The following is a 21,137-nucleotide window of genomic DNA, read 5'->3' on the forward strand; positions in this document are numbered from 1 at the left end:
TTTTAAGTTTTTAGTGTATTGTAATTTAATTAATTTGTACAAATTTGCTTGCAATTACAGGATTTCCGTTAACTACAATTGTTAAATCTTGATCGCCATCTACAATAAAAGTTGTTTCGTTTTGACTTACAGTTACTTTCAAAATCTGATTTCTGAAATTGATTTTAAACGAATACCCTTTCCATTCTTTCGGAATCTTTGGTGAGAAATGAAGTTGGTCATTTTTGACGCGCATTCCACCAAAACCTTCTACAATGCTCATCCATGTACCGGCCATTGATGTGATATGGCAACCTTCTTCCACTTCTTTGTTATAATCATCCAAATCCAAACGAGAAGTTCTTAAATAAAAGGTATATGCCATGTCCATTTTATCTAACGCTGCAGCCTGAATTGAGTGTACGCAAGGTGAAAGCGAACTTTCGTGAACTGTAAATGATTCGTAAAATTCGAAATTGCGTTTTAATTCTTCTTTCGAAAAATGATCTTCGAAGAAATAGAAACCTTGTAAAACGTCGGCTTGTTTGATATATGGAGAACGTAAAACGCGATCCCAAGACCATTTTTGATTGATCGGACGCTGTGATTTATCTAAATCTTTTACCGGAACTAAATCTTTGTCTAAGAAACCATCTTGCTGTAAGTAGATTCCAAGTTCTTTAGAAATAGGGAAGTACATATCGTCTGCCACTTTTTTCCATTCTTTGATTTCTTCTGATGAAAGATTAACTTTCTCCATTACTCTTTTGTGATCTGCAGGATATTCTGAAGCCACTTTTTCAATTTGTTCAGCAGCAAAATCAATACACCATTTTGCAATATAATTCGTGTAGAAGTTATTGTTGATATTGTTTTCGTATTCGTTCGGACCTGTAACGCCAAGAATTACGTATTGATTTTTATCTTTAGAAAAAGAAGCTCTCTGGTGCCAAAAACGGGCAATTCCGATTAAAACTTCCAAACCTTTTTCTGGAATATAAGAGTAATCTCCTGTATAACGGTAGTAGTTGTAAATCGCAAAAGCAATCGCTCCGTTTCTATGGATTTCTTCGTGTGTGATTTCCCATTCGTTGTGACATTCTTCACCGTTCATGGTTACCATTGGATATAAAGCCGCACCGTTTTTGAAACCTAAATTGTCTTTTGCGTTTTCAATCGCTTTGTCCAATTGATTGTAACGGTACGTCAATAAGTTTCTTGCAACCTGCTGATCTTTTGTCGCCATGTAAAACGGAATACAATATGCCTCAGTGTCCCAATAAGTTGATCCGCCGTATTTTTCTCCAGTAAATCCTTTTGGACCAATGTTTAATCGGCTGTCTTTTCCTGAATAGGTTTGGTTCAATTGGAAAATATTGAATCGAATTCCTTGTTGTGCCTTAACATCACCTTCAATCGTAATATCTGACATTTCCCAAATTTTTGCCCAAGCATCGATTTGGTTTTGGAGCAAGGTTTCGTAACCTAGCGCCACAGCAGATTTAATTGCTTTTTCTGCTCCAGCCAAGGTGTTTTCATGGTTTAAAGAAACCGTATAACCTCCAATTTTTTGAATTGTTGAGGTTTGTCCTTTTGCAATAATAGTTCCGTAAGTGTACTGAACTTTATCTATAGTTGAGTCGATTGTTGATGGAGAAACATTGATGTTTTCGCCATTTGCCAAAATCGTATTGTGCATGAAAGTCGTAACCTTAAAATGCGTTTTGAAAGTCTGAGCGGTTACAAAAGCTTCATTTGTACCTTTTTTAACTTCAAGAGGTTCCCAGAATTTTTCTTCCCAGTTGGCATCTTCATTCGTTACACCAGCATCGATGTACGGTTTATAAACGATTTTTGCGTCTTTATTTAAAGGTGTAATATCGTACTTGATCACTCCCGCTTCATCTAAATCTAAGGAAAGAAAACGACGGATATTTACTGCGATTTCAGTTCCGTTTTTTAGAACAGCTTCAAAAGAACGATTGTACCATCCTTCTTTCATATTCAATTCTCTTCGGAAATTTCTAACTTCGGCACAATTGTGTAAATCAAGATTTTCTTCGTTGATTTCAATATCAATTCCAATCCAGTTTGGGGCATTTAAAACTTTGGCGAAATATTTCGGATAACCGTTTTTCCACCAGCCCACTTTTGTTTTGTCTGGATAATAAATACCTGCAATGTAACTTCCTTGAAAAGTTTCGCCAGAATATGTTTCTTCAAAATTCGCACGCTGTCCCATAGCACCGTTTCCGATACTAAAAAGACTTTCAGACGATTTTACTCTTTCGACATCAAATCCTTCTTCTATTATGGACCAATTGTCTGGTTTTATATAATCTTGATTCATTTCTTTCTTAATTAGATAATTAGAAAATGTGTCAATTTGATAATTATTTGACTGTTTTTTCTAATTTGATTTTATCTGTTAATTGATGATTTATACTATTTTATTATTTGATAATTATCTATTTTGTAATTATCAAATTGACACATTTTCTAATTGATTAACTTTTGGATAAAACTTTCCTCGATAAGGGTGAAGTCCTTGAAAATGTAATCAGCTTCATGTAAAATTGTTTCCTCACCAATTCCAACACTTACCATTTCTGCAATATTTGCTGCCTGAATTCCAGCAACAGAATCTTCAAATACAATTGAATTTTTTGGATCAATGTTTAATAATTGAGCCGCTTTTAAGAAAACTTCAGGATCTGGTTTTGCATTGCTCACGTCGTTTCCGTCAACAATAACATCGAAGTAAGATAGAACTCCTGTTTTTTCTAGAATTGGTCTTGCATTTTTGCTGGCAGAACCCAGTGCAATTCCTTGATTTTTCTCTTTTAGTAGCTGTAGAATTTTTAAAACTCCTGGAAGAACCTCACTTTCATCCATGTGTACTAAATAAGATAAATAATCTTCGTTTTTTTGAATCAGCCACTTGTCTTTGTCTTCTTGAGAAGCCTCAACATTGCCTAATCCAAGTATAATATCTAACGAACGAACGCGGCTAACACCTTTTAAAAGTTCGTTGTCTTCGTGTGTAAAATTTATATTTAATGACTGAGCAATTTTTTGCCAGGCCAAAAAGTGGTATTTAGCGGTATCGACGATCACTCCATCAAGATCGAAGATAAATGCTTTTTTGTTATTCATGAATTTCAATTTTAGTTTTGTTATTTACTCTCAGCGTCAGCAATCCGGCAAGTATCATTGATGCTCCTCCAATAATCAGAGCGTAAATAGGTTCACTGTTGAAGAATTGTTTTATTATAAATCCTAATATTGTTGCCGCAACAATTTGCGGAATCACTACAAAGAAGTTAAAAACTCCCATATAATAACCCATTTTTGCAGCCGGTAAAGCACCAGAAAGCATGGCATATGGCATGGATAAAATACTTGCCCAAGCGATACCGACACCCAACATTGGCAGAATCAGCATTTGTTTGTCACCAATGAAATAAATTGAAATTAAACCAACACCTCCAGAGCACAAGGCTAATAAATGTGTTGCTCTAACGCCTACTTTTTTTGCAATAATTGGCAATAAGAACGCTACTGCTGCTGCGATTCCGTTGTAAACAGTAAAGAGCACAGAAACCCAGTCTGCGGCATCATTGTAAATTTTTGATGTAGTATCGGTTGTGCCAAAAATATGTTGTGTAACAGCTTGTGTAGTATAAATCCACATGGAGAAAAGCGCAAACCAAGAGAAAAACTGAACCCAAGCTAATTTTTGCATTGTTTTTGGCATGTTCAATAAATCAGTCATGATTATGGTAAAACCATTTTGAACTTTTTTGGTTCGCAATTGAGATGCAATTACGAATAAAACGCCCATGAAAATAAGTCCAACAAATAAAATATATAATTCTTTGGCTAAACTATTTTCAAAAATCAAAAATGAAATTATTCCACCAATTGCAGCAAATGCAATTCCTAAAGTCAATTGTTTTTTGGTCGTAACACCTGTTTCGGTTTCAGGATTTAGAGTGTTGTTTTCTGAATCTTTTTTGCTATTGGCTTCAAAAGCATGAAGTTCCTCGGGAGTATATTCTGATGTTTTAAAAACAGTCCATAGAACGGAAAGCAGAAAAACGATTCCGCCAATGTAGAAAGACCATTTTACTGCATCTGGAATAATTCCTTTAGGAGCAACGTTACTTACATCAAAGACATTTGTGAAAAGATAAGGCAAAACAGAACCAACAACGGCGCCAGTTCCAATAAAGAAACTCTGCATTACAAAACCTAATGCTCGTTGTTCATCGGGCAAGTTATCACCCACAAAGGCGCGAAAAGGTTCCATTGAAACATTTATCGAGGCATCCATTATCCATAAAGTTCCTGCCGCAATCCACAATGTTGGAGAGTTTGGCATAACAAATAATGCCACCGAAGACAAAATTGCTCCAATTAAAAAATAAGGGCGACGTCTTCCTAAACGTGTCCAAGTGCGATCACTAAAATAACCAATAACAGGTTGAATTATTAAACCAGATACAGGAGCTGCAATCCATAAAATTGGAATCTCGTCAATTTTAGCACCAAGGGTTTCAAAAATTCTAGAAGTGTTTGCATTTTGTAGTGCAAAACCGAATTGTATTCCTAAGAACCCGAAACTCATGTTCCAAATTTCCCAGAAACTTAATTTACGCTTTTCCATATCGTAATTATGAAAATTATACGATAAGCGCTTTGCTTATCAAAACTTTGTTCTTTTCGAAGTAAAACTAAAAGCCTTGACGGGCGTAAAAGTATAAATTATTTTTTTATTTAAACTAATAAAAAAGCCATAAATATTTTTTATGGCTTTAGAAGGTGTTGATTTTAAGTATTTTAGTCAGTAGATTCTCTTTTTATTAAATGAGTTTCTATTACTTCTGTAGTGTAATTTTCGGTATGTTCTTCATCGTCGTCTTCTTCTGCTTCGAGTCTTTCAATAAGCATTTTGGCTGCTTTATTGCCCATTTTTTCACCGCTTTGGCTTACAGTTGTAATACTTGGAGTAGAGTATTTGGAGATAATTCCGTCAGTAAATGCAATTACTGCTAAATCTTCAGGAACTTTTAAACCCATTTTATTGGCTGTTTTGATAATAGTTACCGCAAAAAGCTCATTTACAGCAAAAACTGCATCAAAAGCTCTATCGTGCAGAAGCTGACTGATCGTGATTTCGCAGGTATCTACATCTTCAATTTTTATTATTAAATCTTCATTAAAAGGCAATCCATTATCCAATAAAGCTTTTTCGTAACCGTCAGTTCTTAATTTTCCAACGCTTACATAATCGACTGTAGTTACCAAAGCAATCTTTTTTCGGCCATTGTCAATTAAACTTTGAACAGCTTCATAAGCTGCAGATTTATCATCAATAATAACTTTATCACATAAAATATCATTGGTAACACGGTCAAACATAACAACGGGCATTCCTTGATTGATAACTTCTGTTATGTGATGAAAGTCTCCTTTATACTGGGTTTCTTTAGAAAGCGACATGATAAAACCATCTATACTTCCGTTGGCCAACATTTCCATATTTAGAACTTCCTTGTCAAAAGAATCGTCTGACACACAGATTACTACGCTATATCCATACTCGTTTGCTACTTGCTCTATTCCGTTGATAACAGTCGAAAAAAAGTAGTGTACGATTTCTGGAATAATAATCCCGATACTCTTCGTTTTTCGGTTTTTTAAACTAAGGGCAATGTTGTTGGGTTTATAGTTGTAAAACTTCGCAAAAGCCTGCACTTTTAGTCGTGTTTCTTCACCAATTTCTAGACTGTTTCTAAGTGATTTTGAGACAGTTGAGATGGATACGTCAAGTTCCTTTGCAATCTGTTTTAGGGTTATTTTGCGTTTCATATGGTAATCTAAAAAAAATCTAATTAGTAATAAAGGTATCTGAATTTTTTATAATTGACAATTTTAACGCTAAAAGATTACAAAATATAGAAAGTTTTCAACACTACCACGTTTTCGTAAAGCAATAAAAATTGTCTCTGGTTGAGCATGTTAATAAATTCATAATTTTGAAATTCGAAGTAAAATTAAAAACTTAACTAACATTCAAAAACTCAAAACTAATTTAAACAAAAAGTATGAAAACAATTTACAAAAAGTTGTTATTTTTATTCCTATTGTTGCCTTTTACAGTGTTGGCTCAGAACACTTTAAAAGGGACTGTTATTGATAAAACGACAGGTCAGCCAATACCGGGGGTAAATGTAAATGTACAAGGTGCTCCAAATGGTGCATCAACAGGATTTGATGGTAATTACCAGCTGTCAAATGTTAAAAGCGGAAGCAAAATAGTTGTTTCCTTTATTGGTTATAAAACGCAAACGATTGATTTTAGCGGACAAAACACATTAAACATTTCTTTAGAGGAAGACACTAACCAGCTTAAAGAAGTTGTAGTGCAGGTTGGATACGGTACTGTGAAGAAAAAAGATGCAACAGGATCTGTCTCTCAAATTTCTGCTAAAGAATTTAATAAAGGGATTAACGTAACTCCAGAAACATTAATCAGCGGACGTATTGCTGGTGTTAATGTTGTTGGAGGTGGAGCTCCTGGAGCTAAAGCAGATATTAGAATTCGTGGAGGATCTTCTTTAACGGCATCAAATGAGCCTTTAATTGTATTAGATGGACTTCCTTTAACAAATGACGTTCCTAATGGAGCTACTAGTATCTTATCTACAATTGATCCAAATGATATTGAGTCATTTACAGTATTAAAAGACGCTTCAGCTGCTGCAATCTATGGATCTCGCGCTGCTAGTGGTGTAATTGTTATTACTACTAAAAAAGGATCAAAAGGAGGAGTAAAAGTTAATTTTAGTTCTCAGGTTGGTATAAATACTGTTGCTAATCAAGTAGATGTTTTAAATGCTGATCAATTTCGTGCGCTAGTTAACGAGAGAGGTGATGCTGCACAAAAAGCACTATTAGGAACTGCAAATACAAATTGGCAGGATGAGATCTTCCATACTGCTTTAACAACCAATAATAATATCTCTGTTAGCGGTGCTTTGTTTGATAAGTTGCCTGTACGTTTATCTGTTGGAAATGTTGATAATCCAGGAATCTTAAGAAATACTTCTTTTGAAAGAACTACGACATCGATATCGTTAAATCCAGTTTTATTTGATAATCATTTAAAAATTGACATTAACGGAAACTTAGCTTTCGGAAAAAATCAATTTCAAGATGAAAATGCTGTTATTGGAAGTGCTATTGGATTTGATCCAACACAACCAGTTTATCAAACAGGATCTCGTTATGGAGGATATTTTGAGTGGTTAGAAGCTAATGGTAACGTACCATTATTACCAGCAAGAAACCCTGTTGCTAGATTAAATCAAGATGATAGAAGAGCTACTTCTACTAGAAAATGGGGTAATGTTAGATTAGATTACAAATTTCACTTCTTTGAAGATTTAAGAGCTGTTGTGGAAGCTGGTATTGATAGATTTGATAGTAATGGAAATACTACGGTAAGTACAGAGAGTATTTTAGGATATCAGCCAAAACCATTTAATGGTCCTGATTATGTAAACTACGGAAATTATTCTAAGTATACAGATATGCTTCAAAACAAAAACTTAAATGCTTACTTTAACTATGTTAAGGATTTAGGGAAGTTTAAAATTGATGCAACGGCAGGTTACAATTATCAATTATTCCAGAGAGAAAGATATCAATCTGGTGAATTAAGACAGCCAAATCCTAATACTGATGTTAATACAAGCCCTGATATTAACTTGCAATCTTATTTTGGTCGTGTTAATTTAGGTTATGACAGTAGATACTTGCTAACTGTAAATTATAGAAGAGATGGAAGTTCTCGTTTTTCTGAAAAATACCGATGGGGTAATTTTGGAGGAGTTGCTTTAGCTTGGAATGTGGCTGAAGAAGCTTTTCTAAAAGATAATGAAACATTATCAAGTCTTAAATTAAGATTTGGTTACGGAACAACTGGACAACAAGATGTTACCACAGCTGCATACGATTACCTAAAAAGAGTAACTCTAGGTACAATTAATACACAGTATATTTTTGGAGGCAAAGTTTATTCTACTGCAAGACCAGAAGGTTACAACGAAAATATTAAATGGGAAGAATTGGCAGAAATGAACTTAGGTATTGATTTTGGATTTCTTAATGACAGAATTACTGGAACCATAAACTATTTTGATAAAAAATCTAGCGATTTATTAGCAGATGTAGTGGTGCCTGATGGAGCAAATATTAGAAACTCAGGAATTTATAATATTGGAAGTGTACGAACTAGAGGTGTTGAATTTAACATTCAATCAGATGTTGTTAAAAATGATAATTTGACTTGGAATGTTGCTTTTAACGCAACTTATCTTGATCAAAAAATTGATAATTTAGGTACTACCGTTCCTGGTTTTCAAGGTTATTTAACAGGAGATGACATTGCTGGAGGAGCAGGAAATAAAATACAAGTAAACTCTGTAGGTTATGCTCCGAGATCATTCTTGGTTTATGAGCAATTATATGACTCAAACAAAAAACCAATCGCAGGTGCTTATGTAGACAGAAATGGTGATGGTAAAATTGACGCATCAGATCGCTACAGATTCCATAAGCCTGCTGCAGATTACACATTTGGATTGTTTTCTACTTTAAATTATAAAAAGTTTGATTTTACAATGAACTGGAGAGCAAGTTTAGGAAATTATATTTTCGATAACGTAAGCTCAAATTTAGGATACTCTGACGCTGCTTTAAGAAGAGATACAGACTTATCTAATGTTAGCGTTGATTATTTGAACACAGGTTTTAAATATGAAGATAACGGTACACAACGTTACCTGTCTAATTATTATATTAAAGATGCTTCTTTTATCAAATTAGACAACATTACCTTAGGTTATACTTTCGATAAAAATTTATTAAAAGCTGCTTCTTTAAGATTTACAGCGGGAGTTCAAAATGTATTTGTATTAACAAAATACAATGGTTTAGATCCTGAGAGATTCAATGGAATTGATAACAATGTATATCCAAGAGCTAGGACTTTCTTGTTTGGTGTGAACGCAAGCTTCTAGTAGATTATTGAAAAATAAATTTAAAAAAACATAAAATGAAAATATCATTTAAATATATATCTTATTTTTTCCTACTTGTTTTAGGATTGAATATGACGCTTACTTCATGTACGAATGATTTGAATGTTACTCCAACTGATGATGATGAATTTTTATCTGAAAAGTTCTTTGAAGATCCAGCATCATATAAACAAGTCTTAGCGAAATTATATGCTGGTTTGTATGTTGGAGGTAATGATGGTGACGGTCAGCCAGATATTTCTGGAATTGGAGGAGATTTTAGTAGTTATTTGCGTTTGCTTTTTGTAACACAAGAATTCACTACAGATGAGGCTATTATTGCTTGGGCTGATGGAACATTGCCAACTTTAAATTCTCAAACTTGGTCTCCTGCAAATGAATTTTTAGCAGGAACTTACTCAAGAGCTTTCTATGAAATTAGTGTGGCTAATGAATTTTTAAGACAAACGACAGAAGAAAAACTAAATGCAAGAGGTGTTGATGCCAGTTTGAAAGCTGATATTGCTACATTTAGAGCGGAGGCTCGTTTTTTAAGAGCTTTTTCTTATGTTAATTTAATGGATTTGTTTGGAAACGTGCCAATTACAACTGAGCTTGATCCAGTAGGATTCTTTTATCCTGTGCAAAAATCAAGAGCTGAAGTTTTTGCTTTTGTTGAGGCGGAGTTAAAAGATTTAGATAAAACTTTAGCTGCTTCAAGAACAAATGAATATGGTAGAGTTGATAAAACAGCTGCTAAGTTTTTATTAGCACAAATTTATTTAAATGCAAAAGTGTATACAGGAACTGATAGATTTAACGATGCTGGTACATTGTGTGCTGATATTATTAATAATTCAGGGTATACGTTTGCAAATGTGCCATATCGTTATTTATTCTCTGCAGATAATGATGTAAATGGTGCTCAAACAGAATTCATTTTTCCAGTTATAAGTGATGGTAATGCTATTAGAGCTACAGGAGGAGGAATGAGTTTTATTCTTCATGCATCTATTGGAGGTAGTATGGATGCTGCTTCAAGAGGTATGGATGGTGGTTGGCAGGGAATTAGAACTCGTAGAGAGTTTGTGAATTTGTTTCCTGACGAAACTGCTACTGGAGATAAAAGAGGAACTTTTTATACAAATGGTCAATCAAAAGATATTAATAATGTTGGAACCTTTACAGATGGTTATGCTGTAACGAAATACATTAATAAAAAATCTGATGGATCTGCGGCGCAAAGAAATGACATTCCTGATACTGATTTCCCAATGTTTAGATTGTCAGATGTATACTTAATGTATGCTGAAGCAGCTGTAAGAGGAGCTTCGTCTGCTAATACAGGAACAGCAGTGGGATATATTAATCAGCTTCGTACGAGAGCAAATGCTTCAACGATTAATGCATCACAATTAAATCTTGATTTTATTTTGGACGAAAGAGGGAGAGAATTGTTTTGGGAATGCCATAGAAGAACAGATTTAATTCGTTTTGGTAAATTCACAGGAGGATCAAAAATCTGGCAATGGAAAGGTGGTTCTATAAATGGAATTGCAACTGAATCTTACAGAGATTTAATGCCAATCCCTTCTAGAATTATACAGGCAAACCCAACTTTAAAACAAAATCCAGGATACTAACTAACCTTATAAAAAATATTAAAAATGAAAAATATATATAAAATTTTAATTGCTTTCATCGGTGTATTGGCAGTTTCATGTAATGCTGATGATGTAGAAGAAAGACCAGTAATTGAACCAGCTACAGCTCCAGTTTTATTGAATCCTAAATCTGATTTTACTATTGTTCTTTCAAAAGAGACTGAAAATGAGGTTGCAACAACTGTTGTGTGGGATAATGCCGCATATACTGGGATGCAAACTGTAGTAAATTATACTGTTGAAATAGCTAAAGCAGGAACAAAATTTGCAGCTCCTATCACAGTAACAAATACAACAGAAAAATTTGTAGCCTTAACGGTATCTGAATTAAATTCAGCATTAGTAAATGGTGGTTTTGTTGAGAAAGAGGCAAACAAAGTTGATATTCGTATCAAAGCTGTTGTTGGTGCTTCAGGACTTCCTCAATATTCTAACTTTTATACCATTACAGCTACTCCATATCACGTGCCATTAGCAAGTTCTCACTGGTTAGTTGGTGCAGCTACTCCAGGAGGTTGGACATGGGCTGGTGATGCTGAAACTGAATTCCCATTAGTAGTTGGTACAACAAATGTTTATAAAGTAACAATTGTTCTAAAAAGTGGAGAGGCTTTTAGAGAGTTCTTAGGTAATAACTTTACAAGTGACGGAAACTGGGATGCAAGTCATAACTATACTTATTATTCAAACTTAGGTTATACAATAGATAGTGAATTGGTAAATGCAGGAGATGGTGACAGTAACTTTAAGTATACTGGACCAACTGGACCAAGAGTGCTAACAATCGATAATGGTGCAAAAAAGATCACATTAGACTAATTTTTAGCATAAATATTAAAAAGGGCTATCTCCAGATAGCCCTTTTTTAATCAAACTAACTAACCACACAAACCACGAGATTATGAAAAAAACATTACTTTTTATTTTCTTTTTGCTGTCGATTATTACTTATGGTCAACAGATAACGGTATCGCCAGCTGTATTTCAAGTCAATGAACCTATTACTATTACGGCATCATTTGCGTCAAGTACATGCAACACAATGGGAACCAATCCTACAAAGGTTTATATGCATTCTGGAATAGGTACAGATGCAAATCCTTGGCAAGTTGTCAAAGGAAATTGGGGAGCTGATGATGGTGTTGGTCTAATGACTAAAAATGCAAATGGAACATGGAGTATTACTATTACTCCAAGTGTTTACTTCGGATTAACTTCTGGACAGCAAACCGCAGCAACAAAAATGGGAATAGTTTTTAGAAATGCTAACGGAAGTCAGACGCTAAAATTTGCACCGTCATGCTCCGATTTTTTTCTTAATGTAGGCTCTTTCCAAGTTACGTTAACTTCTCCAACAGAAAATAGCACTTCAATTATTTCTTCTGGTTCCAATTTTAATATTTTAGCAACCAATACCGGAGGAGCTGGAAGTTATACATTAAAAGCCAACGGAGCAATTATAAATACAAACGCTAGTACTTCAAGTTATTCTTATACACATACTAATATTACCAGCAATCAAAGTTATGAGCTTATTGCAACTCAGGGCGCAACTACAGTTTCAAAGAAATTTACAGTAGTTATAAATCCAAATACAGTTTCTGAGGCTATGCCTGTAGGTTTGGTTGATGGAATTAATTATAATCCTTCCGATTTTACAAAAGCGACTTTGGTATTAGACGCACCTTTAAAAGACTTTGTTTATGTTGCAGGAAGTTTTAATAATTGGCAACCAACATCGGCTTATGCCATGAAAAAAGATCCATCCTCTGGGAAATTTTGGTTAGAAATAACGGGTTTGGTTTCGGGCGAAAACAATACGTATCAATATTGGGTTGTAGACACAACTCCACTTGCAAATTCGCCAGCAATGGTAAAAACAGCAGATCCGTATTCGACTTTGGTATTGTCGCCTTATGACGATCCTTCTATTCCGGCGTCAAAATACCCAAATATGCCTGCTTATCCTGCGGGACAGAATTTTGAGGTTACCGTTTTAAAAACGGGACAGACACCTTACAATTGGCAGGTGACAAATTTTGTAAAACCTGAAAAAGAAAAACTAATAGTTTATGAAGTTTTGGTTCGCGATTTTGATGCGGCTAGAAGCTATCAGAGTTTAATAGATCGAATAGATTATTTTAAAAATCTAAAAATCAATGCGATTGAATTAATGCCGGTAATGGAGTTTGAAGGTAATGAAAGCTGGGGTTATAACACTTCATTTCATATGGCTTTGGATAAGTTTTATGGAACTTCGGATAAATTAAAAGAGTTTATCGATTTATGCCACCAGAACGGAATTGCTGTCATACTAGATGTAGCTTTAAATCATGCTTTTGGACGAAATCCAATGATTAGAATGTGGATGAATGATCCTGATGGAGATGGTTTTGGATCTCCAACAGCAGAAAATCCATATTTCAATACAGTTGCAAAACACAGTTATAGTGTAGGGGAAGACTTTAATCATCAATCGCTAAAAACACAGTATTATGTAAATCGTGTTATCAAACAATGGATTGAAGAATATAAAATTGATGGTTTCCGTTGGGATTTGACAAAAGGATTTACGCAATCATGTACGTCTAGCGATAATGCTTGTACAGATTCGTACCAACAAGATCGTGTTGATATTTTGAAAAAATATGCTGATTTTTCATGGGCAATAGATCCAACGCACTATACTATTTTTGAACATTTAGGTACTGATGCTGAGGAGCAGCAATGGGCCAATTATAGAGTAACAGAAACTCCAAGTAAAGGTGTAATGATGTGGGGGAAAATGACAAAAGAATACAATCAACTGTCAATGGGATATGTTTCTGAAAGCAATATTTTTAGAATGAATAGTGCAAACCGCGGATTTGCTGCCAATCGTTTAATGGGTTATGCAGAAAGCCATGACGAAGAACGTTTAATGTATAAAAATGTACAGTATGGCGCTTCAAACGGAAGTTATAATGTAAAAACATTAAATACAGCTTTATCAAGAATGTCTGCAATTGGAGCAGTTTCTTTGTTGATTCCTGGACCAAAAATGATTTGGCATTTTGGAGAATTAGGAATGGATGATTCTATTTTTAGCTGTAATAACGGAACTGTAAATGATGAAACATCTACAACTCCCGGAGATTGTAAATTAGATACAAAACCGCAGCCACAATGGACAGAAAATTGGCTTGGCGACCCAAATCGAAGTAAAATTTACAACGATTGGGCTAAGATGATTACGCTTAAAAAAACAGAGCCAGTGTTTTTGGGTACAGCAACAATGGCCAATACGACTACTTTGACAGTAAATATCAAAATTACCAATAGCAGTTTGACTTCAGCTCAACTTAAAGATGTCGTAATTTTGGCGAATTTCGATACAACTGCACAAAACATGGTGCCAGGTTTTCAATACACTGGGGCTTGGTATAATTTAATGGATAATTCAACAATTAACGTTGCAGATGTAAATGCGCCAATTAGTCTGGCTCCAGGAGAATATAGAATTTACGGTAATAAACAGGCAAATTTGGCGATAGAAGATTTTGAAAAAGGAAGCCAAGTTACTTTGTATCCAAATCCTGTAGCCGATTATTTTACTTTAGGTTTTAAAACTTCAAAAGTAGATGTCTATTCTGTCACAGGACAATTAGTAAAAACATTTAATACAAACGGAAATGCAGATTATCAATTTTCAGTTAGTGGTTTAACTTCTGGATTGTATCTCGTAAAAACGTTTGACGAGAATAATAAAGTTCGCGTGGCGAAGTTTATTAAAAATTAGGTTTGGTTAGTAATGAAAAAGGGCTGTCTAGAAATGGACAGCCTTTTTTTTTGTTTAGTAGTTTTTTGCACTATATAAAGTCTCTTATTTGTTTTTTCTTTTAGGGTCATTATATTCTCCAATTAAAGAATAATATCCAAATGTTCCTAATCCCATAACGATAAGCGGAGTCAGTATAAATAAAATAATAACACCAAATACCAAATCGTCTTGTTGGTCTGAAAGCAGTTTCGGCAAACCAAATTCAAACACGCAAAAATAGGCAGCAGCTGCGGCCAAAGCAATCCATAACGCCCCTAAAACTTGTTTAATCGCATTCATTTTTTTTGTAAATTTTAAAGGTGAGTAATTTTGTTTTTGTTGTCAATATAAATCATTCCAATAACAAAGCAGATTCCAGCAATAATTATCGGATACCATAATCCGTCCAGATAAAAATCGGCCTTGCCTGCTGTTTTGGCGTGTGATACAAAATAGGTAGAAATAGCAGGAAGTAAACCTCCAAAAATTCCATTTCCAACATGATAAGGAAGAGACATCGAAGTATATCTAATTTTGGTTGGAAACATCTCTACTAAAAAGGCTGCAATTGGGCCGTAAACCATGGTTACGAAAAGCACTTGAATAAAAACCAGAAAAATTAAAGCCCATTTATCAGTTGAAGTTATTTGAATTGAAACACTTGTTTGCACATCTTTTTTATCCATGTACGTTTTTTTCTCGATCACGGTTGTGCCATCAGTGTATTTTTTTTCAGTGATTGTGACAGAACTTCCATCAGCTTTCTTTTCAGTTGTTTCTCTCGGATTTTCTACAATTTCTGTTTTCAGGCTAATGTCTGTAGTCTTGTACATCGCTTTATAAATAGGTCTGTATGAGAAAATAGCAAATAGCATTCCGAGCATCATAATATATTTGCGGCCAACTTTATCGCTCAGCCATCCGAAAGCAATAAAAAACGGAGTTCCAATTAAAAGAGAAATACCTAATAATTCGTCTACTTGTGAAGAATCAACATTCATTACCGTTTTCATAAAACTCATCGCATAGAATTGACCTGTATACCAGACAACACCTTGTCCCATTGTAGCTCCGAATAAAGCCAAAAGAACAAACTTTAAATTGTATCTGTTTCCAAAACTTTCTTTTAACGGATTTGTACTTGTAGTTCCTTCTTTTTTAGCTTTCGCGAAAACAGGCGATTCATCCATGTTTTTTCTAATCAAATAAGAAACCCCAACCATTGCAATTGAAACCCAGAAAGGAACACGCCATCCCCACAAGTCAAAAGCCTCTGCAGAAAGTACACTTTTAGTTGCTAGAATAACCATTAGAGAAATAAACAAACCAACGGTAGCAGTAGTCTGAATCCAAGAGGTCCAATAACCTTTCTCGCCTGCTGGCGCATGTTCGGCAACATACGTGGCGGCTCCGCCATATTCACCGCCAAGAGCAAGTCCTTGAAGCAGACGCAAAATTAAAACTAATAAAGGAGCTAGAAAACCAATCGTTTCGTAACTAGGGATACAGCCAATTAAAAAAGTAGAGCCACCCATTAATAATAAGGTAGCCATAAAAGTATATTTACGTCCAATAATATCACCAAGCCTTCCAAAGAATAAAGCTCCAAATGGGCGAACAACAAATCCAGCTGCAAATGTGGCCAAAGTAGATAAAAACGCTGCGGTTGGATTGTCGCTAGGAAAAAATTTAGTAGAAATAACAACAGCCAAACTGCCAAAAATGTAAAAATCGTACCATTCGATCATGGTGCCCATAGAAGAGGCCGAAATTACTTTCCAAATGCCTTTAGTAGAAGTTTTGCTCATAAAGCTGATTTGAGATCTTGTTAATGAATGAAATATAAAAATACACTTTCACGAATATAGAAGATATTTTTTTATTCACTTAATACTTTTTTAACAAAAACTATTTATTTGTTGACATTTGATTTCGAAGTAAAAAAAAGGATTAACCGCAAAGACACAAAGAAAAAAAACGCAAGGTTCGCAAAGTTTAAAATACCTTTGCGAACCTTGCGGTTAAAAAAAAGAGAAATTATTTTGCCACGAATTCCACTAATTTCCGCTAATTTTTTCCTGTATTTACAATGTTTTATCCTCATTTTGTCATTTCGACCGCAGGGAGAAATCTTCGCGAGTAACTCTACAAAGATTGACGAATTACTATGAGGAGCTACTCGCGAAGATTTCTCGTTCCTCGAAATGACAAAACAATGTGCTTTATAGTTTACGCACTAAAAATTCGAGAAATTATTTTGCTAGTATTTCACACAAGAATTTAATTAGAGGAAATTCGTGAATTCGTGGCAGAAAAAAATTAGCACAATTAAAAACAGAAAAGTATAAAAAACAAAAAACCCACTCGGTTGAGTGGGTTTCGTGGTACCTCCAGGGATCGAACCAGGGACACATGGATTTTCAGTCCATTGCTCTACCATCTGAGCTAAGGTACCGTGCTTGTTGCGGGTGCAAATATATAATCATTTTTGGTTTGTGCAAAACATTTTTTAGAAAAAATCTATTCGTATCTTCGCAAAAGCAAAAAAGGAAATATGATTTTAACGGTCGATATTGGCAATACCAGAATTAAAGCATCTGTATTTGAGGGTAATACTTCTCTAGAAAATTTTGTTTTTGATAAAAAAGAAATCGAAAAAAAAATTGAAAATATTTTAGAAAAATTTCCAAAATGCTCCGATTTGGTTGTTGCTTCGGTTGGAAATATCGAAAAACAATCCTTTTTGACTTTCGAAAACAGGCTTAAAGTTCATTTTTTTACACACGAAGATGTTTTTCCTTTCCATAATAAATATGCAACACCAAAAACTTTAGGTATAGATAGAATGATTTTGGCTGCTGGGGCGACACTTCAATTTCCAAAACAAAATCGTTTAGTTATAGATGCCGGAACTTGCATTACCTACGATTTTATCGACGAAAACGATAATTATTTAGGAGGAGCCATATCGCCAGGCCTTCGTTTGCGTTATGAAGCGCTGCATAATTTTACTGCCAGACTGCCGTTACTAACCTTAGAAGCACCCGATTCTTATATAGGAAACTCTACAGCACAAGCCATACATTCTGGTGTTGTCAATGGTTTCGTCTATGAGATTGACGGTTTTATCGATGAATATCGCAAAGAGTTTTCAAATTTTATCATAATTTTAACGGGAGGCGATGCAGATTTTTTGGCTAAACGATTAAAAAATACCATATTTGCCAATTCAAATTTCCTTCTGGAGAGTTTGAGCCAAACATATCAATATAAAATCGACAATGATTAAAAAAGTAATACTAAGCGCTTGTTTGCTTATATCGTTCGTTTCATTCGCTCAACAAGGTACAGCTTCGCCTTATTCTTTTTTCGGAATAGGAGATGTGAGATTCAAGGGAACACTTGAAAACAGATCTATGGCAGGAGTTGCAGTAGAGCAGGATACGATTCACTTAAACTTAGAAAATCCGGCAAGTTATGCCAGCTTAATTCAGACAACTTTTACAGTTGGAGGAACATTTGCAACTTCTAATTTAAAAACGACTTCTAAGTCAGAAAAAGCACAACGCTCTACTTTTGATTATTTGGCATTAGGAATCCCGATGGGAAAATTTGGTGCTTCATTTGGGTTGATTCCTGTAACTTCAGTAGGATATAAAATTCGCGAAGACAATTCGGCAATAGAAGGAGCAACAAGTACCCAGCTTGACGGAAAAGGTGGCGTAAACAAAGTATATTTTGGTTTGTCATACAAAATAATGAAAGGCTGGAATATTGGAGCAGACGCACAATATAATTTTGGAAAAATTACAACCACGAGCGTAGAAGCTATTACTGGAGTTCAAAACGGAACGGCGGAGGTTAATACTTCTGAGCTTTCTGGTATGGCATTCAGCTTTGGGACAATGTATCAGAAAAAAATCGATAAAAAAAGGAGCATATTTTCTAGTTTAAGCTATTCTTTTGCAAGCAATTTAAATTCAGACAATACAAGAGTTATTTCGGTACAAGGAGATCCAAATCCTTATGTAGTTCCAACGCAAACAACAAAATTAAAACTTCCAAACAAATTGAATATTGGTTTTGGTATTGGTGAAGCTAGAAAATGGCTTGTGGGAGCAAACATGACTTTTCAAGGAGACGGACAGTTAGCAAATTATTATAATGCAGCCGATAATGTAAGATACGAGAGCTACTCTAAATATGCTGTTGGAGGTTATTATCTTCCAAATTATGCTTCTTTTACAAGCTACATGAGCAGAATTACCTATAGAGCTGGTTTGAAATACGAAAAAATTGGTCTGATTGTAAATAATCAATCTATTAATGATATCGGAATGTCATTGGGAGCTGGAATTCCGATTCCTGGATCTTTCTCAAATGTGAATTTCGGAATCGAATTTGGTAAGCGTGGTACAACATCAGCAGATTTAGTGCAGGAAAATTATGTTAATTTCAGCCTAAGCTTCTCTTTCAATGATAAATGGTTTGTGAAGAGCAAATACCAATAAAGAGATTTTTTATCTTTTAGAAGCTCATTACAATTTACTACATTTGGCAAATGAATTTACCAAAAAGATATAGTCTAATAGTGGTCACAGTTGTTGCTGTGACACTGTTTTTTGGATGCGAAAGTAATTTTAAAGAAGTTCAGAAAATTAACTTCTCAGAATTTGTTCCTGCCAGTGATGCCGATACTGTAAATATTAAGTATACAGATTCTGGGCGCATTACAGGAATTTTAATAAGTCCGAAAATGTTAGATTATTCAAATCTTGATTTTCCTTTCACAGAATTTCCTAAAGGAATAGATGTTACTTTATACGATAAAAAGCAAAAGCGTACCTTTATACGAGGCAATTATGCAGTTTCGTATAAAAACACAGGAATTATAGATTTGATCGGAAAGGTAAAAATCACTTCAGAAGCAGGACAGGTTCTAGAAACAGAACAATTGTATTTCGATCAGAAAAACGAATGGTTTTATACAGAAAGAAAATTTAAACTGACCGATACAAAAGGAGTTTCTTACGGTCAGGGAATAGATTTTAGCAAAGATTTTAAAGTGATCAATTCGCAGCGAATAAGCGGTGAAATTGAATCAAACGAAGAATTATAATATTATGGGTTATTTAAAATACACACAATACGTTTACATCCTTTTTGCAGTTTTCTTTACTTATGATGGTATTGTAAAGCTAAATGAAGGAGATGAAAGCTATCCTTTTTATTTTGTAATTGCAGGAATGGCTATTTTTATGTTTTTCTTTAGGAGAAGATTTCTTAATAGGCATAATGACCGAAATAAAAACCAATAAAAAATGGAAATTAGTATTATAATAATCTGTTTAATACTAGCCGCCTTTTTTTCTGGGATGGAAATCGCTTTTACATCCGCCAACAAAATTTATCTCGAAATAGAAAAGAAACAAGACGATTTCTTGTCTCGAATCTTAACAAAACTAACCGAAAATCCATCCAAATTTATTGCTGCCATGCTTATTGGCAATAGTGTAGCTTTGGTAATTTACGGTTTTTTTATGGGCGATCTAATCTTAAACTGGATGGCTTATTTTGGTTTGGTCTTTTCTGATTGGTGGAATATTTTAATCCAGACGCTTCTTGCGACATTTGTTGTTTTATTGACATCAGAATTTTTTCCGAAAGTTTTTTTTCAAATTTATGCCAATTCTTTAATTAAGATTCTGGCGCTTCCGGCATATTTATTTTACCGATTATTCTATTATATCTCGACTTTTTTTATTTGGATTGCCGATTTTGTGCTAAGTAAATTTTTCAAAACAGAAGGAAGTCAGATTCATTTGTTTAGCCGAATTGAACTCGGAAATTATATAACAGAACAAATGAGTACGGTTGAGGAAGACGAAGAGGTAGATTCTGAAATTCAGATTTTTCAAAATGCATTAGAATTTTCCAATGTTAAGGCGCGAGATATCATGACGCCCAGAACAGAAATTGTAGATGTAGATTTGTTTGATACTGTCGATGATCTTAAAGCAATGTTTATTGAGACGGGTTATTCTAAAATAATTATAAGCCAAAATTCATTAGATGATATCGTAGGTTATGTCCATTCGTTTGATTTGTTTAAAAAGCCAGCTACTATAAAATCGGTTTTGATGACAGTCGAATTTGTTCCAGAAACCATTTTGATCAAAGATGTTTTGAATTTATTGATTAAAAAACGTAAAAATGTCGCGGTAGTTTTGGATGAATATGGAGGAACTTCGGGAATTATTACCATTGAAGATATTGTAGAAGAACTTTTTGGCGAAATCGAAGACGAACACGATTTGGATGAAGAATTGATCGAAGAGGAAATAGGAGAAGGCAAGTATTTGTTTTCAACCCGTTTGGATGTCGAATATTTGAATGAGACCTATAAATTAATGATTCCAGAAGAAGATTCTTATGGCACATTAGGAGGCTTTATTGTCAATCACACAAAAGAAATCCCACAAAAAGGAGATAAAATTGTAATAGATAAGTTCCATTTTTTTATAAAAGAGGCGTCAAATAAGAAAATAGAACTAGTCAAATTGACAATTAAAGACTGATTTTTTAAATTAATAAAAAAAAATGTGT

Annotated in this window: 15 protein-coding genes and 1 tRNA gene; 9 read left to right on the plus strand and 7 right to left on the minus strand. The window is 34.3% G+C overall.

Translation table 11 applies throughout. The features are described from left to right. Window positions 1–25: 25 nt before the first annotated feature. The 4 genes from J7574_RS04240 to J7574_RS04255 form a co-directional block, all read right to left on the minus strand. Window positions 26–2,329, minus strand: coding sequence for a glycoside hydrolase family 65 protein (locus J7574_RS04240; protein WP_290964638.1), 2,304 nt, complete (start codon window positions 2,327–2,329; stop codon window positions 26–28). Between the two features lie 149 nt (window positions 2,330–2,478). After that, window positions 2,479–3,135, minus strand: coding sequence for a beta-phosphoglucomutase (gene pgmB / locus J7574_RS04245; protein WP_290964640.1), 657 nt, complete (start codon window positions 3,133–3,135; stop codon window positions 2,479–2,481). Further along, on the minus strand, window positions 3,128–4,648 hold the full coding sequence (locus tag J7574_RS04250) for an MFS transporter (RefSeq protein ID WP_290964642.1): 1,521 nt from the start codon (window positions 4,646–4,648) through the stop codon (window positions 3,128–3,130). Before J7574_RS04250 ends, pgmB begins: the two co-directional genes overlap by 8 nt. A 173-nt stretch (window positions 4,649–4,821) precedes the next feature. Further along, window positions 4,822–5,853, minus strand: a complete 1,032-nt coding sequence (locus J7574_RS04255; RefSeq protein WP_290964644.1) for a LacI family DNA-binding transcriptional regulator — start codon at window positions 5,851–5,853, stop codon at window positions 4,822–4,824. 236 nt (window positions 5,854–6,089) lie between these two features. Here J7574_RS04255 and J7574_RS04260 point away from each other — a divergent pair, with 236 nt between their 5' ends. From J7574_RS04260 to J7574_RS04275, 4 genes are all read left to right on the plus strand, one after another. Beyond that, window positions 6,090–9,068, plus strand: a complete 2,979-nt coding sequence (locus J7574_RS04260) for a TonB-dependent receptor (RefSeq protein ID WP_290964647.1) — start codon at window positions 6,090–6,092, stop codon at window positions 9,066–9,068. 35 nt (window positions 9,069–9,103) lie between these two features. Beyond that, window positions 9,104–10,711, plus strand: a complete 1,608-nt coding sequence (locus J7574_RS04265; protein ID WP_290964649.1) for a RagB/SusD family nutrient uptake outer membrane protein — start codon at window positions 9,104–9,106, stop codon at window positions 10,709–10,711. Window positions 10,712–10,735: 24 nt separating this feature from the next. Further along, window positions 10,736–11,551 (plus strand): SusE domain-containing protein, encoded by an 816-nt coding sequence (locus J7574_RS04270; protein ID WP_290964652.1) that lies wholly within the window; start codon window positions 10,736–10,738, stop codon window positions 11,549–11,551. Between the two features lie 82 nt (window positions 11,552–11,633). After that, the gene (locus J7574_RS04275; protein ID WP_290964654.1) at window positions 11,634–14,510 is read left to right on the plus strand and encodes an alpha-amylase family glycosyl hydrolase; all 2,877 of its coding nucleotides are present in this window, start codon (window positions 11,634–11,636) and stop codon (window positions 14,508–14,510) included. Between the two features lie 84 nt (window positions 14,511–14,594). Here J7574_RS04275 and J7574_RS04280 read toward each other — a convergent pair whose 3' ends face one another. The 3 genes from J7574_RS04280 to J7574_RS04290 all read right to left on the minus strand — a co-directional run bounded on the left by J7574_RS04280 (window position 14,595) and on the right by J7574_RS04290 (window position 16,986). After that, a complete protein-coding gene (locus tag J7574_RS04280; protein ID WP_290964656.1) occupies window positions 14,595–14,831 on the minus strand; it encodes a DUF6814 family protein in 237 nt (78 codons plus the stop codon). A gap of 14 nt (window positions 14,832–14,845) precedes the next feature. Further along, window positions 14,846–16,339: an MFS transporter gene (locus J7574_RS04285; RefSeq protein ID WP_290964659.1), complete on the minus strand. Its 1,494-nt coding sequence runs from the start codon at window positions 16,337–16,339 to the stop codon at window positions 14,846–14,848. Window positions 16,340–16,913: 574 nt separating this feature from the next. Next, window positions 16,914–16,986 (minus strand) — tRNA-Phe (locus J7574_RS04290). Between the two features lie 99 nt (window positions 16,987–17,085). On the opposite strand from J7574_RS04290, the gene J7574_RS04295 reads away from it, so the two are divergent. From J7574_RS04295 to J7574_RS04315, 5 genes are read left to right on the plus strand one after another with little or no spacing between them, the layout of a single operon-like run. Beyond that, a complete protein-coding gene (locus J7574_RS04295) occupies window positions 17,086–17,820 on the plus strand; it encodes a type III pantothenate kinase (RefSeq protein ID WP_290964662.1) in 735 nt (244 codons plus the stop codon). Then, window positions 17,813–19,042: a hypothetical protein gene (locus J7574_RS04300; protein ID WP_290964665.1), complete on the plus strand. Its 1,230-nt coding sequence runs from the start codon at window positions 17,813–17,815 to the stop codon at window positions 19,040–19,042. The genes J7574_RS04295 and J7574_RS04300 overlap by 8 nt, the downstream gene beginning before the upstream one ends. Before the next feature lie 50 nt (window positions 19,043–19,092). After that, complete coding sequence (gene lptC / locus J7574_RS04305; protein WP_290964668.1) at window positions 19,093–19,650, plus strand: LPS export ABC transporter periplasmic protein LptC; 558 nt, start codon at window positions 19,093–19,095, stop codon at window positions 19,648–19,650. 4 nt (window positions 19,651–19,654) lie between these two features. Then, complete coding sequence (locus J7574_RS04310; protein WP_111368053.1) at window positions 19,655–19,849, plus strand: hypothetical protein; 195 nt, start codon at window positions 19,655–19,657, stop codon at window positions 19,847–19,849. Between the two features lie 3 nt (window positions 19,850–19,852). Continuing rightward, window positions 19,853–21,109: a hemolysin family protein gene (locus J7574_RS04315; RefSeq protein ID WP_290964672.1), complete on the plus strand. Its 1,257-nt coding sequence runs from the start codon at window positions 19,853–19,855 to the stop codon at window positions 21,107–21,109. Window positions 21,110–21,137 lie beyond the last annotated feature (28 nt).

It is taken from the genome of Flavobacterium sp. (assembly GCF_017744675.1).
Lineage (GTDB): Bacteria > Bacteroidota > Bacteroidia > Flavobacteriales > Flavobacteriaceae > Flavobacterium.

Coding starts and splice junctions, on each gene's coding strand:
- J7574_RS04240 (WP_290964638.1), bottom strand. CDS start 2,329: ATGAATCAAGATTATATAAAACCAGACAATTGGTCCATAATAGAAGAA.
- pgmB (WP_290964640.1), bottom strand. CDS start 3,135: ATGAATAACAAAAAAGCATTTATCTTCGATCTTGATGGAGTGATCGTC.
- J7574_RS04250 (WP_290964642.1), bottom strand. CDS start 4,648: ATGGAAAAGCGTAAATTAAGTTTCTGGGAAATTTGGAACATGAGTTTC.
- J7574_RS04255 (WP_290964644.1), bottom strand. CDS start 5,853: ATGAAACGCAAAATAACCCTAAAACAGATTGCAAAGGAACTTGACGTA.
- J7574_RS04260 (WP_290964647.1), top strand. CDS start 6,090: ATGAAAACAATTTACAAAAAGTTGTTATTTTTATTCCTATTGTTGCCT.
- J7574_RS04265 (WP_290964649.1), top strand. CDS start 9,104: ATGAAAATATCATTTAAATATATATCTTATTTTTTCCTACTTGTTTTA.
- J7574_RS04270 (WP_290964652.1), top strand. CDS start 10,736: ATGAAAAATATATATAAAATTTTAATTGCTTTCATCGGTGTATTGGCA.
- J7574_RS04275 (WP_290964654.1), top strand. CDS start 11,634: ATGAAAAAAACATTACTTTTTATTTTCTTTTTGCTGTCGATTATTACT.
- J7574_RS04280 (WP_290964656.1), bottom strand. CDS start 14,831: ATGAATGCGATTAAACAAGTTTTAGGGGCGTTATGGATTGCTTTGGCC.
- J7574_RS04285 (WP_290964659.1), bottom strand. CDS start 16,339: ATGAGCAAAACTTCTACTAAAGGCATTTGGAAAGTAATTTCGGCCTCT.
- J7574_RS04295 (WP_290964662.1), top strand. CDS start 17,086: ATGATTTTAACGGTCGATATTGGCAATACCAGAATTAAAGCATCTGTA.
- J7574_RS04300 (WP_290964665.1), top strand. CDS start 17,813: ATGATTAAAAAAGTAATACTAAGCGCTTGTTTGCTTATATCGTTCGTT.
- lptC (WP_290964668.1), top strand. CDS start 19,093: ATGAATTTACCAAAAAGATATAGTCTAATAGTGGTCACAGTTGTTGCT.
- J7574_RS04310 (WP_111368053.1), top strand. CDS start 19,655: ATGGGTTATTTAAAATACACACAATACGTTTACATCCTTTTTGCAGTT.
- J7574_RS04315 (WP_290964672.1), top strand. CDS start 19,853: ATGGAAATTAGTATTATAATAATCTGTTTAATACTAGCCGCCTTTTTT.